Source organism: Gordonia sp. CPCC 205333 (assembly GCF_048537885.1).
Classification (GTDB): Bacteria; Actinomycetota; Actinomycetes; order Mycobacteriales; family Mycobacteriaceae; genus Gordonia.
The window spans coordinates 336,611-351,701 of record NZ_JBCLVI010000002.1 but is presented as its reverse complement, the minus strand read 5'-3'; the positions used below and the strand labels follow the sequence as shown (position 1 = coordinate 351,701).

Genomic DNA, 15,091 nt, shown 5'->3' with positions numbered 1-15,091 from the left:
ACGCCGCCAAAAGGCTCTGTGCGGCAATAGCTGGGTGTCCGCCAGTGACACTGGTGTTCATGGACGACGACCTGCTGGCGCTGGTTTCCGACGATTTGCGGGACAGTGTGGCCCAATGCGCCGCGGCAGCGGGGTATCAATTGATCGCCGCCGACGTCATGTCATGCGGGCGAGCGTGGCGATCGAGTCGAGCGGCTATCGTCGATCCATCGAATATGCTTGCGCTAGAAGAATATTCGATGCCGCGCCGCGATCGTGTGGTGTTGGTGGCGTCGGCTGCCGAGTCCGCGCGCGTATGGCGGGCCGGGGTGGAGTTGGGCGTTGGCGCTGCCTTCGAACTGCCAGGCGACGAAGCGGGACTGGTACGGCATCTCACCGAGAGTCGGATGCCCCGGGTCGCGGCCGGCTGTGCGGTCGCGATCGTCGGCGGGCACGGAGGCGCCGGTGCGACGGTTCTGGCCGCTGCGAGCGCATTGGTGGCCGGCGCCCGACGACATACGCTGCTCGTCGATGCCAACGAGGTTGGAGCCGGGATTGATCTGACTCTCGGTGTCGAGGCGGTCGACGGACTGAGGTGGCAGGACTTGACGGCATCAACTGGTCAAATCGCCTCTGCCGCACTACATGACGCGCTTCCAAAAGCGAGTGACCGAGTGTCGGTACTCGTCGCCCGCCGCGATGATCCACGGCCTATCGCGCCTGCGGCGCTAAGTGCGGTCATCGACGCCGGGCGGGCCGCGGGCGACATCGTGATCGTTGACTTGCCGCGCGTTGACGTCGAACTGACGAGGGCGGCCCTGGCGGGTGTCGATGTGGTCGTGGTGGTGACCGGCGCCAGCGTCGTCGCGGTCGCAGCAGCGCGAGCGGTGCGGACACATCTACTCGGCGCGATGTCTGCCGTCGAAGTCGCAGTACGCGGGCCGACACTCGGCGGGTTGCGGGCGCACGAGGTCGCGCGAGCCGTCGACGTCCGGCTGCTCACCGCCTATCGGCCCGACCCCCGCTTGCCGGCGCGACTCGAATCTGCTCCGCTGGCACGACTCATGCGAAAACCGTTGCGGCACGCCGCGAGTGACGTCGTCGCGCGGGCGATACGGGCGAACGGAGTGGCCGGGTGACTGTTGTAGAGCCGACGCCCGCGGCGGACCGGGAAGCGCTACTCGAGCGGGTGCGCAACAGATTGGCCTCGGATGCCCGGACTCCGACCGCCGCGCTCATCGCCGACGCGATTCGATCTGAGTCCCGTGGCGTACTCGGTGACACCGACCTGCTTGCGGCGCTGCGTTTTCTTCAAACCGAACTGGTAGGAGCGGGGCGGTTGGAGGAACTCTTGGCTGAGCCGGATATCGCCGATATTCTCGTCGGGGCCAGGCGAGTGTGGGTTGACCGGGGGGCTGGATTGGAGCTGGTGCCAATAGAATTCGACGATGAGTCGGCGGTGCGCCGGTTGGCCACCCGGCTGGCATTGAGCGCGGGCAAGCGGCTGGATGACGCGCAGCCGTGGGTCGATGGGCACCTTGCCAACGTCGGGCGCCGCGGATATACGGTGCGGCTACACGCCGTGATTCCACCGATATCGCCGGATGGCACCTGTCTGTCGCTACGGGTACTTCGTTCGGCCACACAGGATCTCGGCGCGTTGGTCAGACGCGGCGCGGTGCCCGGTGAGGTAGTCGACGTACTGCGCCAGATTGTGCGAGCTCGTCTCACCGTCCTCATTTCGGGTGGTACCGGTGCGGGCAAGACGACTCTGCTCAGCGCGCTGATCGGTATCGTTGATCGGGCCGAGCGGGTGCTGTGCGTCGAGGATGCGCCGGAGCTGGCGCCAGCCCATCCGCATCTGGTTCGGCTGGTTGCGCGCACGGCGAATGTCGAAGGCGTAGGCGAGGTACCGATGCGCGTCCTAGTGCGGCAGGCTCTGCGGATGCGGCCGGATCGCATCGTAGTCGGAGAGGTTCGCGGCGCCGAAGTTGTCGATCTGCTCAGTGCGTTGAACACCGGTCACGATGGCGGAGCGGGCACCCTACACGCGAACTCGCCAGCCGAGGTACCCGCTCGGATGGAAGCGCTTGCCGCGCTTGGCGGAATGGACCGGATGGCGTTACACAGCCAATTGGCCGCCGCCATACAGATAGTCCTTGGTGTCGCCCGTCGCCCAGACGGAAGCCGTGGACTGTCCGACATCGGTCTGGTTCAGCGAGGTACCGACGGACTTGTTGTGGTGCAATCGGTTTGGCGTCGCGAGAGCGGATTCACCACCAGGCGCGCGTTGCTGGAGGAGATCCTGAGCCGGCGGTCGGCATGGTGAGCGGCTTGTGGTGTGTGGTGGGCGCGTTCGGCGTTCTGTGGTGGCCACTGCCGAAGTCGCGATACCGCCTTGGCGCTGTGGTCGGCAGCGAGGCGCGGAAGTCGCGAAGACTCGGCGTGGTCGGCCTTGGTGCTGTTCCACTAGGGTTCGCGGTGGCCGTCGGGCCCTCGGTCGGACTGTCTGCCGCGGTCCTGACCGCCCTGTCAATCTGGCTGCGGCGCAGATTGGTTCGCCGCAGCCGAGGTGAACAGGAGCGCGAGGCCCTGGCAGCAGCCCTGTCGGCGATCTCCGCCGAATTGTCCATCGGCACACCGCCGCCAGCGGCGTTCGCCTTCGCCGGACAGGAACTCACCGAACGGCATTCGGTGGTCGCCAGACGGTTGCGGACGATCGCCGCGCGGACCGCGCTCGGTGGATCGATCGGGAATGGCGTTGGATGGCAGGGGAGTTCGATCGAGCCCGAATGGCGACGCGTCGCGCTCGCCTGGGAAATCGCGTCTGAATTCGGTGTTCCGATCAAGGATCTGCTCGACGCGGTTCGTTCCGATCTCAACTCGCGCAGGTCTTTTGCCGCGCGGACGAATGCCGGACTCGCGGGCCCTCGTGCGACCGCAACTGTGCTCGCGTTACTTCCAGTGCTCGGCATCGGGCTCGGGCAAGCACTCGGCGCGCAGCCGGTGGTCGTTCTGTGCCGGGGTGGAATCGGCGGCATACTGCTCGTCGTCGGCACCGCGCTCGGTGCGGCGGGAGTGTGGTGGTCGCTGCGGATCGCCGACCATGTTCTGGCGCAGGGGTAGTGCCGATGCTGATCATGGTGCTGGCAGGTGCGCTCGCACTGTGGGTCTGGCCCCCGCCGCGTTGGTGGCTATACCGGGTTATCGAGTATCGTTCCGCGACGCATGAGCCGCGATGGATAGGAGTTTCGCGAAGCCGCGTCGACCCATTTGAAATCGCTGCCGCATACGACCTCTTCGCCATCTGCCTGCGGGCCGGGTTGCCAGTGCGGACGGCGGGACTGGCGGTAGTGCGAGGATTGCCACCGTCGCTCGCCACATCGCTACGACGTTCGGTTGACTTGCTCGGACTTGGCGCCGATGCGGATCAAGCATGGTATGAGTTGGAAAGGGAGACTGAGGGATTCGGAGAATTGGCAGTCCTCGCCCGACGCTCGGCGCGAGCCGGGTCATCGATGTCAGCGGGGTTGGCCGACCTGTCGGCGCGGGCTCGTGAGCGTGCCGCCGACTCCGCTTTGGCCGCAGCCGAACGTGCCGGCGTGAAAATCAGCGGGCCCCTCGGGCTTTGCTTTCTGCCAGCATTTGTATGTCTTGGTATCGCTCCGGTCGTCATCGGTCTGGCCGGGACAGTCCTTGGCGGTCTGTGAACTCAGCGTCGGTAACCGCTGCGGAATTGTTCGGGGGTTAAGCCGGTCCGGCGTCGAAAGAATTTGGTGAAGTTCGCCGGATCATCGAATCCCAGGCTCCGGGCGATGGCTGCTACTCCCGCGTCCTCATGCGCCAGTCGACGCCGCGCTTCCAGGGCGACGCGGTCGTCGATGATGTCTTTGGGGGAGCGGCCGGTCTGATCGCGGACCAGGCGATTGAGTGTGCGAGGCGAGCAATGCAGGCGTTGTGCGTACCCCTCAACCGTTCGGTCGGTTGCGAAATTCTGGTCGACCTCCGTGTGGAACTGCTGTAGTCGTTCGTTCGGCGGCGGCCGGATCGATGATGCGCTGTGTTCGGCTTCAGCCAACACGAGTATGGCCGCGGTCGCGAGGTGGGCGATAGCCATGTCGCGCGCCGCAGAAGAGTTGTCGGCATCTACCGCCGCGCACGCCTTGATCGCGTCGAAGATCTGGGACAGCTCGGAATCTTCGCCGGCTGCCGCCGGCCAGTGCACCCGCGAATACACGCCGAGCTGCGTGAGCAGCGCGTGGGTTCCAGGTGCCAGCGCGTCGGCGTTGGCCAGGAGTGCGTGACCATCGATGGCGTGGATATCGCCCCACTGTTGGACTTGCCCGGTGTGGGCCCAGAGGATGTCGCCCGGGCCAAGACGGTAGCGCGTGAAGTCCACCTCATGGGTGGTGTGACCGGACTCGATGTGGAGAATCAGGTCGAAGCCCAGGCGTTGGGTGCCTGTGAACTCACCTGTCGCGGCAGCCTTCGCGAGGTCGGCGATTCGGCGCAGTTCAACCGGACCGGTCGATGCCGCCGATGGCTTGTATCGCACGGTCCGGATCGACGATGGCTGATTTTGACTATCGATTGACGCCATAACACCATGACTTCGGCTGATCGACTTCTTAATCTGACAAGTATGACTCGTTCTTTCGCTGCTTCCAAGACTCTCGCGCCACGGGTGGTACTGCTGGCAATCACCGTAGTGGGTCTCGCGGCACTCCTGCTCGCCTGTGGAACCGACGATGCTGTCTCACCGACGTCGAGTCATTCGGCCGACGATGCCACGCAGGCCAACCGGAAGCTGGTGGTTGATTTCTACGATCGTTTCTTCAACGAGCATCAGGTCGATGAGGCCGCGAGCGTGGTCGCCGACGACTACCGCCAGCACAATCCGAATGTTCCCGATGGCAAGGCGCCGTTCGTATCCTTCTTCAAGAAGTCCTTCGCGGATAATCCGGCGCAGCGGTCGAGGATCGTGCGCAGCGCGGCTACCGACGACCTGGTCTATTTGCATGTCCACGCCACCGAACGGCCCGATGACCGGGGGAGTGCGATAGTCGACATCTTCCGCGTAAAGGATGGAAAAATCGTGGAGCACTGGGACGTAATTCAGCCGGTCCCGGAGAAGTCAGCAAATAACAACACGATGTTCTGACTTCGCTGGTCGATTTGTCGCCATGTGGACATACTCCCGCCCGTTGGTCGAGTGCTGACGTGCGAGCTTGGGGGCCTGCCGGTGTATCGAGACCCCGCGAGACGAACTACCCGACCTGCCCCTCCGCTCCACCTACCCTCGCCGGCCAACAGTAAATCTCATCCCCCTGACCGCCTCCAAAGGGCAATATACCCTCGAATCCCATTGAGGGGGACGATATTTCCGCATCCCAAACCTCGATGGATCCAAACGGCCCGACGCTGCGTCTAATGATCGAATGGTTCGATCGGCGAACCGCGGGAGGGGACGGATCATGATTCAGAAATCGCTGTGGCGCAAGCTAATTGTCGAGGATGACGGTATGTCGACCGCTGAGTACGCGATCGGAACGATCGCCGCGGCAGCATTCGGTGCGCTGCTGTACACGGTCGTCACGGGTGACAATGTGGTCAGTGCGTTGACCGGCATCATCACCAAAGCATTGTCGACATCGGTGGGGTAGACGCGTGGTGCGAATAGCCCGGCGTCTACGCGACGACGATGCCGGAATGTCAACTGTGGAGTCGGCCTATGCGATAGCGGCGATCGTCACGGTTCTGATGATGGGAATCGTTGGGGTGTCGGCAGTTTCGGCGCAGGTGCGCTGCGTCGATGCGGCGCGTGAAGTGGCACGCCTCGCCGCTGCGGGCGACGCGACGGCTCGGGAGGTTGGCGGGCGGGTTGCGCCTGCGGGGGCCTCTATCTCGGTGAATGATTCGTCAGCGGAGTTCATCGAGGTGATCGTAGAGACAAGAGTCGCGTTGCTCCCAGGCGTCGATATTCGCGCCTATGCCCTCGCGGCGCGCGAACCTGACACAGCGGCACGCGAACCCGACACAGCGGTACGCGAACCTGGCACAGCGGAGAGCAGTGGAGACGATGCCGGTTCGTCGGCTGGCCGATGACGACGGATCGGCAACAGTATTGGGTGCGTGGGCAATTGGTGCGTTCACGATAGTCGTCGTACTGCTGCTCTATGTCGGCGCGACGATCGTCGGTCGTCATCGTGCGCAGTCGGCTGCCGACCTCGCGGCGTTGGGTGGTGCGGTCTCTCAGGTGTCCGGCGAGGATGCGTGCGACCGGGTTGCCGACGTGGTGCGGCGTCAGCGAATCGACGCTCGGGTCGGTCGCTGCGACGTCATCGGCGACGACGTTTTGGTGACAGTAGTCGTTGATATAGCGTTGGGGCGCTGGGGAAGCCGCGAAGCTAGCGCGTCTGCTCGTGCGGGCCCGGTTGATTAGGGTGTTACTGCTGAACCAGCCGACTCAGCAATCGGAGCACGGCAAGTGCGCCGCGCTTGTCGAGCGGCTCATTTCCGTTGCCGCACTTGGGTGATTGGACGCACGAAGGACAACCGCGTTCGCAACGACAGGCGGAAACGGCGTCCCGGGTCGCTGTAATCCATTGCGCGAAGGCGCTATAGCCGCGATCGGCGAATCCGGCACCGCCGGGATAGCCGTCGTAGACGAATACGGTCGGCAGCCCGGTATCGGGATGCATATTGGTCGACAGTCCGCCGATATCCCAGCGATCACAGGTCGCGACCAACCCGAGCATGCCGATCGCGGAATGTTCGGCGGCATGGAGTGCTCCCGGAAACTGGCCGACGCTCACGCCGACCGCTTCGAGCGCGTCGGGAGATAGCGTGTACATCACCGCTCGGGTGTGCAGCGTCTGCTCGGGCATATCGAGTGGCACCGAGTCGATGATCTCACCAGTTAACGACTTACGAAGATAGCCGACGACCTGATGTGTGACGTCTACCTCGACCAGGGCCAGCGCGAGATCGGAGAAATGCTGGGATTCGACGGTTTTGGTGAGAGTGATCTCGGTGATCTCGCGAGCCGACGTCGTCCAGTCCGGCTCTTCTGGATGCAGGAGGGCCAAGCCCTCATCGAGGTCCAACTCATCGACCACGTAGCCGACTCCCTGGTGGATATGGACGGCACCGGCATGGATTGATGACATCGCACGACCGGTGTCGATGGTGCCGAGCAATCTCGACGTCGTTGAATCGACGATCAGCACCTGCCCACCGATGCCGCCTCGAATGTCGACGTCGGAATGCGGATCAAGTCCGGGAGTGACATACCAGCCCGCTGGCCGCTTCTTGAGAAGGCCCGCGGCGCTGAGCCGTTCGACCGCGTCGTGAGCGTCGAAGAGTTCAATGTCCTGGTCTTTGAGCGGTAGTTCAGATGCGGCACATAGCAATTGCGCATCAAGCACGTATGGGTTGGTCGGGTCGATCACGGTGGCTTCGACGGGCTTGTCGAGCAGCGCTTCGGGGTGATGCACCAGGTAGGTGTCGAGGGGGTCGTCGCGGGCGACCAGGACGACCGTCGATGCCTCGCCGCGTCGCCCGGCCCGTCCGGCCTGTTGCCAGAATGACGCGACGGTGCCGGGATAACCCGCGACGATGACGGCGTCCAGGCCGCTGATGTCGACGCCGAGTTCGAGGGCGTTCGTCGTCGCGACACCAAGCAATTCACCGCTGGCGATGGCGCGTTCGAGGCGTCGTCGGTCGTCGGCGAGATAGCCCGCTCGGTAGGTGCCGATCCGATCGGTCAGGTCGGGGGCCGCCCGTGCGAGGAGGTCGCGTGCCGTTCGGGCGGTTATCTCGACGCCGCGTCGAGAACGTACGAAACAGAGCGTTCGAGCGCCCTCGATGACGAAATCTGCCAGCAGGCGAGCCGCGTCGGCTCCGGCCGCCCGTCGAACGGGTGCGTCGTTTTCGCCGCTGACCGCCGGCACAAAGTCGGGTTCCCAAAGTGCGACCGTTCGTTCACCGTGCGGAGAGGTGTCTTCGGCGACGGACCGGGCGGGTGCGCCGATCAACCGGGTCAGCGACCCGGCAGGATCCGCGTTGGTCGCACTTGCGGCGATGACAACCGGCTCTGCGCCCAGTGCGCGCGCGATTCGTAAGATCCGGCGCAGTACAAGTGCCGTGTGCGAACCAAATACACCGCGATAGTGATGTGATTCGTCAACGACGATGAAGCGAAGGTTTCGAAAGAAATGCTGCCACTTTCCGTGCGCTGACAATATACCTATATGGCACATGTCTGGATTGGTGAAGATCCATCGCGAATGCGCACGAGCCCACTGGCGAATATCCGGTTCAGTATCGCCGTCGTACGCGCAGGGTTGCAAATGGGAGAATTCCGTGCGGCCCGCTAGCAGGGTCGCGAGTGATCGCAGTTGATCGGCGCCAAGAGCCTTGGTCGGAGCTAAATACAGTGCACAGGCAATCGGATTGGATAGAAACTCGGACAGGATCGGAACCTGATATGCCAGCGATTTTCCCGACGCAGTGCCGGTGGCGATCGCGACGTGGTTTCCTGCGTGGGCGAGCTCGGCGGCCAGGGCCTGGTGTTGCCAGAGTTGCGTGATTCCTTGTGCGGCATAGGCATTCGTGATTGATGGATCAACCCACGCGGGCCACTCTTGATAAGAGGCACGACGGGCCGGTATCACCGAGCTGTGCCTAAGGGGAGAGTTGTCGGCCGGTATCCCCGCCAGAGTGCGCGTCAGCAACTCGCTGCCGAAATCTACTTTGCGCATGCACCGGACCGTTCACTGAATATTGTCTCGTCTGCGTCGATGTTATCGGTGGGTAGAGATCGGGCGGACGAGGGCTTGCCGTGGGTGTGTAATCACCCATCGCCGATGATGCGCAACCTAAAAGCCGCGGGAAAAGATAACTGTTTGGTTTCGACTCGCTGAACAACACCAGGTTTTCACTCAGTTTGCATCTAGTGACTGTTGTGAACCGTCTGAACGTGGTTGACTTGGCAGCGGTCGCAGCTTCTGGTCAGTCCCGGTTCAATCCGGGCTCTGAGGGGAATCGTTGTTGCGAACGTGGTACTGAGGTTAGTTTGGTCCGTCCAGGCTTTTTGATGTATGGCGTCGGAACCGGCCAACGGCACGAGACCATCGTGTTGCCTCTGTTGGTTTGTATGTAAAGGAATGCAGTAATGGCACAGGGAACTGTGAAGTGGTTCAACGCGGAAAAGGGCTTCGGCTTCATCGCACCGGATGAGGGTTCGGACGACGTGTTTGTCCACTACTCCGAGATCCAGGGATCCGGTTTCCGCACTCTCGAAGAGAATCAGCGAGTCGAGTTCGAGGTCGGCCAGGGCACCAAGGGCCCGCAGGCCACCGGCGTCCGCGCCGTCTAGGACTCGTTCGCTCAAACGACGAGCTTGCGCAATCCCGCCCCCGGTCGAAGGATCGGGGGCGGGATTTGTGTTCCAGGCGCCCGAGCGACTGACACTAGACTCGACTCATGTCCCAAATCGCGATGTTCTCCGCAGACACCGACGAGCCCGCGCTCGCCGATGTAGCGGGGTTGCTCGCGGCCAATGGGCAGTCGGTACATACCGCGACCGGGGCGCGGGTTTCGGTGGTCGTCGCCGACCAGTGGCGGGCCGATGTGCTGGTCGCGGAGCTGACTGCGGCCGGGTTGGAATCGGAGACAGTTCACTCGGACGAGGGTTCGCCGATGGCCCGTACGCTGCCAACCCCCAGGTTGACCGCTTTGCATCGCAGCTGGTCCACCGGGGCGGTAAAGACAGTGCCGCCAGGTTGGATACCGACGCCGCGCGCGATTCGTCTCTGGGTGATCGCTGGTGGACATCGAGAGGGCGCCCGATATCTCCTCGCTCTGGACCCCCACGCGCCCGATACGCATCCGCATTTGGCGACGGCGTTGATGCGGGTCGGTATCGCTCCGATTATTGTTGGTGCGCGAGGTGGTTCGCCCGCACTATGCGTCACCGGCAAGCGTCGACTCACTCGGCTGAGCGAGACAATCGGCCCCGCGCCGACACAACCCGGCGCTACTTCGAACTGGCCGGCCCCTCAACTATCCTGACCTGCGGCTCGATGGGTGAAAACAGAGATACAGGGGAATATCTGGCGCACGGAATGTGTAATCAGATGTGCAGCGCACGCTATATATAAGGTACAACGACGTGTAAGAACTCCTATTCTTCGGTCAATCCGTATACCGAAGAACAACGCGAAAGGCGCCCGTGGCCGAGACTGACACTGCTGCACCGACGAAGCCAATCCGGCGGCTCGTCATTGTCGAGTCCCCGACCAAAGCCCGTAAGATCGCCGGCTACCTGGGTGCCAACTACGTCGTCGAATCGTCGCGCGGACACATTCGCGACCTGCCCCGCGGTGCGGCCGATGTCCCCGCGAAGTACAAGGGGCAGCCGTGGGCGCGTCTCGGTGTCAACGTTGACGACGATTTCGAGCCGCTCTATGTGGTCTCCGCCGACAAGAAGTCGACGGTGACCGAACTGAAGTCACTGCTCAAGGACGTCGACGAGCTTTATCTCGCGACAGACGGTGACCGCGAGGGGGAGGCCATCGCGTGGCACCTCCTGGAGACTCTCAAGCCCAAAGTTCCGGTCAAGCGGATGGTCTTTCACGAGATCACCGAGTCGGCGATCCAGGCTGCCGCCCAGAGCCCGCGCGACCTGGATATCGACCTCGTAGACGCGCAGGAGACCCGTCGCATCCTCGACCGCCTGTATGGCTACGAAGTGTCGCCGGTGCTGTGGAAAAAGGTCATGCCGAAGCTGTCGGCGGGCCGGGTGCAGTCCGTGGCGACGAGGATCATCGTCGAACGCGAACGTGAGCGCATGGCTTTCGTGTCAGCCGACTACTGGGATATCGCCGCGACAATGGACGCCGGTGATAGCTCTGCCGATGCCACGACCTCGCCCCGCACATTCCGCTCACGCCTGGTCAACGTCGACGATCAACGGGTCGCCACCGGACGCGATTTCGACTCCCGTGGCCAGTTGAAGAAGGCCGATGCCGTCGTCGTGCTGGACGAGACCCGCGCCCGTTCACTTGTCACCGGTCTTACCGGTGCCGCGATGTCGGTCACCTCGGTCGAGCAGAAGCCGTATACGCGTCGCCCATACGCGCCGTTCATGACCTCGACGCTGCAACAGGAAGCCGGCCGTAAACTGCGCTTCTCCTCGGACCGCACCATGAGAATCGCGCAGCGGCTGTATGAGAACGGCTACATCACCTATATGCGTACCGATTCGACGACGCTGTCGGAGTCGGCGATCAGTGCTGCCCGTGCGCAGGCCACTGAGCTGTACGGCGCCAACTTCGTGCATCCGACGCCACGTCAGTACACCCGCAAGGTGAAGAACGCGCAGGAGGCACACGAGGCGATCCGCCCAGCTGGCGAATCGTTCCGAACTCCGGGCGCGGTCGCGGCGGCGCTGTCGTCGGATGAATTCCGGCTGTATGAACTGATTTGGCAGCGGACCGTCGCGTCGCAGATGGCCGATGCCAAAGGCACCACGCTGAGTCTGCGAATCGCGGGCACCGCGAATACCGGCGAGGTTTGCACCTTCGCCACGTCCGGCCGCACTATCACCTTCCCGGGCTTCTTGTCTGCCTATGTCGAGACGGTCGACGAGCAGGCTGGCGGGCAGGCCGACGACGAGGAATCGCGTCTGCCGAACCTGGTCGAGGGACAGGCACTCACCGCGAATGACCTTGAGGCAGATGGCCATTCGACCAATCCGCCGGCCCGCTACACCGAAGCCTCGTTGGTGAAGACGCTTGAAGAACTCGGCATCGGGCGGCCCTCGACTTACGCGTCGATCATCGGCACCATTCAGGACCGCGGCTACGTGGTGAAGAAGGGGAGCGCGCTGGTTCCGTCGTGGATCGCGTTCGCCGTAATCGGTTTGCTGGAAGCGCATTTCGAGTCTCTCGTCGACTATGACTTCACCGCGTCGTTGGAAGACGACCTGGACCAGATTGCTAGCGGCAACGAGAATCGCACGCGATGGTTGACTGAGTTCTATTTCGGTAACGGCGACGAAGCTGCCACGCCGGCAACGACTTCGACCGATGGTGCGCGATCCGATGTCGCGCGACTCGGTGGGCTCAAGACCCTCGTCGGCGTCAATCTCGAGGGTATCGACGCGCGAGAAGTGAACTCCATCAACCTGTTCGACGACGAGCAGGGTAGGCCGATCTACGTGCGTGTCGGCCGCTATGGACCGTATCTGGAGCGCAATGTCGCCGGTCCCGACGCCGAGCCGGATTTACAGCGGGCCAATCTGCCGTCGGATATGACTCCCGACGAGTTGACTCTCGAGGTAGCTGAAAAGCTTTTCAGCACACCGCAAGAGGGGCGGGTGTTGGGTGTCGACCCGGCGAGCGGGCACGAGATCGTTGTGAAGGAAGGACGATTCGGTCCATATGTCACCGAGATCCTGCCGACGCCGGACGATGACGGTGACGAAGGCGGCACGCCCGCGCCCGCGCTGACGGTGCCCCCTGGCCCGACGCCACGGGATGGCGGCGCTACGCCTGGCGGTAGGTCCGGATCAGATGCGGAAGCTCCAGTGTCCCTTGATGATCCGGCGTCGGGCGGAGTCGCCACCAAAACTGCCAAGACGACCGCCAAGAAGGCGACCAAGAAGGCCGCGAAGAAGGCGACCGGCCCCAAGCCGCGTACCGGCTCATTGTTCAAGTCGATGGATATCGCGACGGTGACTCTCGACGACGCACTCAAGCTGCTGTCGTTGCCGAGGGTGGTTGGCGTCGACCCGGAATCCGGCGACGAGATCACCGCCCAAAACGGGCGTTACGGTCCCTATCTGAAGAAGGGGACCGACTCGCGGTCCTTGACGTCGGAGGACCAGCTATTCGACGTGACTCTCGAAGAGGCGCTGAAGATCTACTCGGAGCCCAAACGTCGGGGCCGGGCGGCTGCTGCACCGCCGCTGCGTGAGTTGGGCAACGACTCGGTCAGTGAAAAGCCGATGGTCATCAAAGAGGGCCGTTTTGGTCCCTACGTGACCGACGGCGAGACCAACGCCAGCCTGCGCAAGGCTGACGACGTCGCGACGATCACTCCTGACCGCGCAATGGAATTGCTCGCCGATCGTCGGGCGCGCGGACCGGTCAAGAAGGCCGCGAAGAAGGCTCCAGCGAAGAAGGCTCCAACGAAGAAGACGGCGGCCAAGAAGACGGCGGCCAAGAAGGCTCCAGCGAAGAAAGCTCCCGCGAAGAAGACGGCGGCGAAGAAGGCTCCCGCGAAGAAGGCAGCGGCAAAAAAGACTCCCCCGCCGACCGCGGAGTAGCGGCCCCCTCCGATCATCGAGTGCGCCCCACCGCAAACCCCACACGCGCGGACGTTCCCGATCCACTTTCAGGGTCGGGAACGTCCGCCTGGGTTGGGTTTGCGGAAAAGGTGGGGTTTGCGGAAAAGGTGGGGTTTGTCGAAAGGTGCCGGGGCTCAGCCGTATTCGACCGGATCGAGCTTCGGCCGTGCCAGTAGTGTCTCGATTCCCCTGCCGCGCAACTCGACGCCTTCGCCGATATCCCAGAACTCCGCTTCGTCGGCCGAGCCGAGGAATACCGCACGGGCCGAACCGAGGACTCGGGTCGGCTCGTCCTTGGCCAGCTCGGTCAAGCGAGCAGCTTCGTTCACTGGGTCGCCGATAACGGTGTACTCGAGGCGCTGCTGCGAGCCGATATGCCCGGCTATCGCCTTACCCGCCGATACTCCGATGCCGAAGTCGGTATTGCCAAGTGTCCGTTCGATTTCCACGCGCAATTCGCGCGAAGCGGCGAGTGCGCGACCGGCGAAGTCGTCGAGTTCGAGCGGTGCACCGAAGATGGCGAGCGCAGCATCACCCTGGAACTTATTGACGAAGCCGCCGTGCCGGCCCACGACGTCGACCACGACCTGGAAGAACTCATTGAGCAACCCAACGACTTCGCGCGGTGGGCGATTGACGGCGAGTCGCGTCGAGCCGACGATATCGACGAAGAGGACGCCGACATAACGTTCTTCGCCGCCCAACTCGGTTCCGGTTTCGATGGCGCGTCGGGCGACGTCTTCGCCGACGTATCGGCCGAACAAGTTGCGCAACGCCTGGCGTTCACGGACGTCGGCCACCATCTCGTTGAAGCCGGCCTGTAGCAGACCGAGATCGCTGCCGTCGTAGATCTTCACCGCGATATCGAGATTGCCCGCGCGTACCTCATTCTGGGCGTGGCGCAATTGTTTGATTGGGTCGGTGATCGCGGCGAGCAGTCGGGCGATGGCGAGTACGCCGAATGCCAGTCCGGCGCAGGCCATCCAGAGAATGGGCCGAATCAGTTCAGACGCGGTCGCGCCGGCGATCTCAAACCGGGCCAGCAGGATCAGGATGATGATCACGATCAGCGGCATCGCGACGGTCAGCAGCCAGAACAGGGTGATTCGGGTGCTGACGCTGGGTGCGACGGCGACGTCGGGGTCATTGGCCATCGCCGCGACGGTGATCGGGCGAAGGACCTTTTCGGCTTGCATATAACTGAGCACACAGGTCACCAGTGCGCCGACCGACGTCGCCCCGGCGACGAAGAATGCTCGCTGGCCGCTGATGCCGAGGTTGAGGTAGGTGAACAGAACGCCGCCGATGGCCCACAGAGCGAAATTCGACGCGGTCAGCAGCCAGGGCAGTGCCAGTGCGCGACGTCGAGCGTAGGTGTCATCCAGGCGGGATCGTCGGCGATGCCAGACGAGTACCGGCAGGGTGAGTCTGATGCTCAGATAACCGCCGACAAGAGCCGCGCTGATCAGATATAGAGCGAAGACCAGTTGGTTACGGGCATCGATCTGCGAGAGGCTGACCGCGTATTTGTCGGGCATACCGAACCGCAGAAATGCGAAGGTGAAAAGCGCGCCGAGCAGGTTGGCCCGCAGCATGTCGAGCGCGAGCACCGGCCACGGGGTATGGATCAGCCAGCGGGCCAGGTGTAGACCCTTCGACCACCGCGAGCGACGTGCAACCACATCATCAACGGTAGCTGGCTGCTTGCAATTGTTAAACACTGCCGGTTCGCATCGGGTGTCCGGGATGACCTCTAGT

14 protein-coding genes are annotated in these 15,091 nt (G+C 63.3%); 11 read left to right on the top strand and 3 right to left on the bottom strand.

Annotated elements, in window-relative coordinates; genetic code table 11:
• The first annotated feature begins 44 nt into the window (after positions 1 to 44).
• The 4 genes from ssd to AAFP29_RS07155 are packed head-to-tail and all read left to right on the top strand — an operon-like array spanning position 45 to position 3,689.
• Positions 45 to 1,118 carry a septum site-determining protein Ssd gene (gene ssd, locus AAFP29_RS07170; RefSeq protein ID WP_419216661.1) on the top strand — a complete coding sequence of 358 codons (1,074 nt, stop codon included), beginning with the start codon at positions 45 to 47 and terminating at the stop codon, positions 1,116 to 1,118.
• The gene (locus AAFP29_RS07165) at positions 1,115 to 2,308 is read left to right on the top strand and encodes a TadA family conjugal transfer-associated ATPase (RefSeq protein WP_419216660.1); all 1,194 of its coding nucleotides are present in this window, start codon (positions 1,115 to 1,117) and stop codon (positions 2,306 to 2,308) included. The genes ssd and AAFP29_RS07165 overlap by 4 nt, the downstream gene beginning before the upstream one ends.
• Complete coding sequence (locus AAFP29_RS07160; protein ID WP_419216659.1) at positions 2,302 to 3,105, top strand: type II secretion system F family protein; 804 nt, start codon at positions 2,302 to 2,304, stop codon at positions 3,103 to 3,105. The genes AAFP29_RS07165 and AAFP29_RS07160 overlap by 7 nt, the downstream gene beginning before the upstream one ends.
• 5 nt (positions 3,106 to 3,110) lie before the next feature.
• Complete coding sequence (locus AAFP29_RS07155) at positions 3,111 to 3,689, top strand: type II secretion system F family protein (RefSeq protein WP_419216658.1); 579 nt, start codon at positions 3,111 to 3,113, stop codon at positions 3,687 to 3,689.
• 2 nt (positions 3,690 to 3,691) lie between these two features.
• On the opposite strand, the gene AAFP29_RS07150 is transcribed toward AAFP29_RS07155, so the two are convergent.
• Entirely contained in the window at positions 3,692 to 4,579 is an 888-nt protein-coding gene (locus AAFP29_RS07150; RefSeq protein WP_419216657.1) for a helix-turn-helix domain-containing protein, read from the bottom strand.
• A 42-nt stretch (positions 4,580 to 4,621) separates the two neighbouring features.
• On the opposite strand from AAFP29_RS07150, the gene AAFP29_RS07145 reads away from it, so the two are divergent.
• From AAFP29_RS07145 to AAFP29_RS07130, 4 genes are all read left to right on the top strand, one after another.
• Positions 4,622 to 5,140: a nuclear transport factor 2 family protein gene (locus AAFP29_RS07145; RefSeq protein WP_419216656.1), complete on the top strand. Its 519-nt coding sequence runs from the start codon at positions 4,622 to 4,624 to the stop codon at positions 5,138 to 5,140.
• Between the two features lie 313 nt (positions 5,141 to 5,453).
• Complete coding sequence (locus tag AAFP29_RS07140) at positions 5,454 to 5,642, top strand: DUF4244 domain-containing protein (RefSeq protein ID WP_419216655.1); 189 nt, start codon at positions 5,454 to 5,456, stop codon at positions 5,640 to 5,642.
• Positions 5,643 to 5,688: 46 nt separating this feature from the next.
• Positions 5,689 to 6,084, top strand: coding sequence for a TadE family type IV pilus minor pilin (locus tag AAFP29_RS07135; RefSeq protein ID WP_419216654.1), 396 nt, complete (start codon positions 5,689 to 5,691; stop codon positions 6,082 to 6,084).
• Positions 6,059 to 6,421, top strand: a complete 363-nt coding sequence (locus AAFP29_RS07130; protein WP_419216653.1) for an Rv3654c family TadE-like protein — start codon at positions 6,059 to 6,061, stop codon at positions 6,419 to 6,421. The genes AAFP29_RS07135 and AAFP29_RS07130 overlap by 26 nt, the downstream gene beginning before the upstream one ends.
• Positions 6,422 to 6,425: 4 nt before the next feature.
• Here AAFP29_RS07130 and AAFP29_RS07125 read toward each other — a convergent pair whose 3' ends face one another.
• Positions 6,426 to 8,741, bottom strand: a complete 2,316-nt coding sequence (locus AAFP29_RS07125; RefSeq protein ID WP_419216652.1) for a DEAD/DEAH box helicase — start codon at positions 8,739 to 8,741, stop codon at positions 6,426 to 6,428.
• A gap of 413 nt (positions 8,742 to 9,154) precedes the next feature.
• Here AAFP29_RS07125 and AAFP29_RS07120 point away from each other — a divergent pair, with 413 nt between their 5' ends.
• The 3 genes from AAFP29_RS07120 to topA all read left to right on the top strand — a co-directional run bounded on the left by AAFP29_RS07120 (position 9,155) and on the right by topA (position 13,312).
• Positions 9,155 to 9,358, top strand: coding sequence for a cold-shock protein (locus tag AAFP29_RS07120; RefSeq protein ID WP_004022110.1), 204 nt, complete (start codon positions 9,155 to 9,157; stop codon positions 9,356 to 9,358).
• Positions 9,359 to 9,465: 107 nt separating this feature from the next.
• A complete protein-coding gene (locus AAFP29_RS07115) occupies positions 9,466 to 10,053 on the top strand; it encodes a hypothetical protein (RefSeq protein WP_419216651.1) in 588 nt (195 codons plus the stop codon).
• Positions 10,054 to 10,213: 160 nt separating this feature from the next.
• Positions 10,214 to 13,312: a type I DNA topoisomerase gene (topA, locus tag AAFP29_RS07110; protein WP_419216650.1), complete on the top strand. Its 3,099-nt coding sequence runs from the start codon at positions 10,214 to 10,216 to the stop codon at positions 13,310 to 13,312.
• 155 nt (positions 13,313 to 13,467) lie between these two features.
• Here the strand turns inward: topA and AAFP29_RS07105 are convergent, their stop codons facing one another.
• Positions 13,468 to 14,928 (bottom strand): adenylate/guanylate cyclase domain-containing protein, encoded by a 1,461-nt coding sequence (locus AAFP29_RS07105; protein ID WP_419217231.1) that lies wholly within the window; start codon positions 14,926 to 14,928, stop codon positions 13,468 to 13,470.
• Positions 14,929 to 15,091 lie beyond the last annotated feature (163 nt).

Coding starts and splice junctions, on each gene's coding strand:
- AAFP29_RS07160 (WP_419216659.1), top strand. CDS start 2,302: ATGGTGAGCGGCTTGTGGTGTGTGGTGGGCGCGTTCGGCGTTCTGTGG.
- AAFP29_RS07155 (WP_419216658.1), top strand. CDS start 3,111: ATGCTGATCATGGTGCTGGCAGGTGCGCTCGCACTGTGGGTCTGGCCC.
- AAFP29_RS07150 (WP_419216657.1), bottom strand. CDS start 4,579: ATGGCGTCAATCGATAGTCAAAATCAGCCATCGTCGATCCGGACCGTG.
- AAFP29_RS07145 (WP_419216656.1), top strand. CDS start 4,622: ATGACTCGTTCTTTCGCTGCTTCCAAGACTCTCGCGCCACGGGTGGTA.
- AAFP29_RS07140 (WP_419216655.1), top strand. CDS start 5,454: ATGATTCAGAAATCGCTGTGGCGCAAGCTAATTGTCGAGGATGACGGT.
- AAFP29_RS07135 (WP_419216654.1), top strand. CDS start 5,689: ATGTCAACTGTGGAGTCGGCCTATGCGATAGCGGCGATCGTCACGGTT.
- AAFP29_RS07130 (WP_419216653.1), top strand. CDS start 6,059: ATGCCGGTTCGTCGGCTGGCCGATGACGACGGATCGGCAACAGTATTG.
- AAFP29_RS07125 (WP_419216652.1), bottom strand. CDS start 8,741: ATGCGCAAAGTAGATTTCGGCAGCGAGTTGCTGACGCGCACTCTGGCG.
- AAFP29_RS07120 (WP_004022110.1), top strand. CDS start 9,155: ATGGCACAGGGAACTGTGAAGTGGTTCAACGCGGAAAAGGGCTTCGGC.
- AAFP29_RS07115 (WP_419216651.1), top strand. CDS start 9,466: ATGTCCCAAATCGCGATGTTCTCCGCAGACACCGACGAGCCCGCGCTC.
- AAFP29_RS07105 (WP_419217231.1), bottom strand. CDS start 14,928: ATGCTGCGGGCCAACCTGCTCGGCGCGCTTTTCACCTTCGCATTTCTG.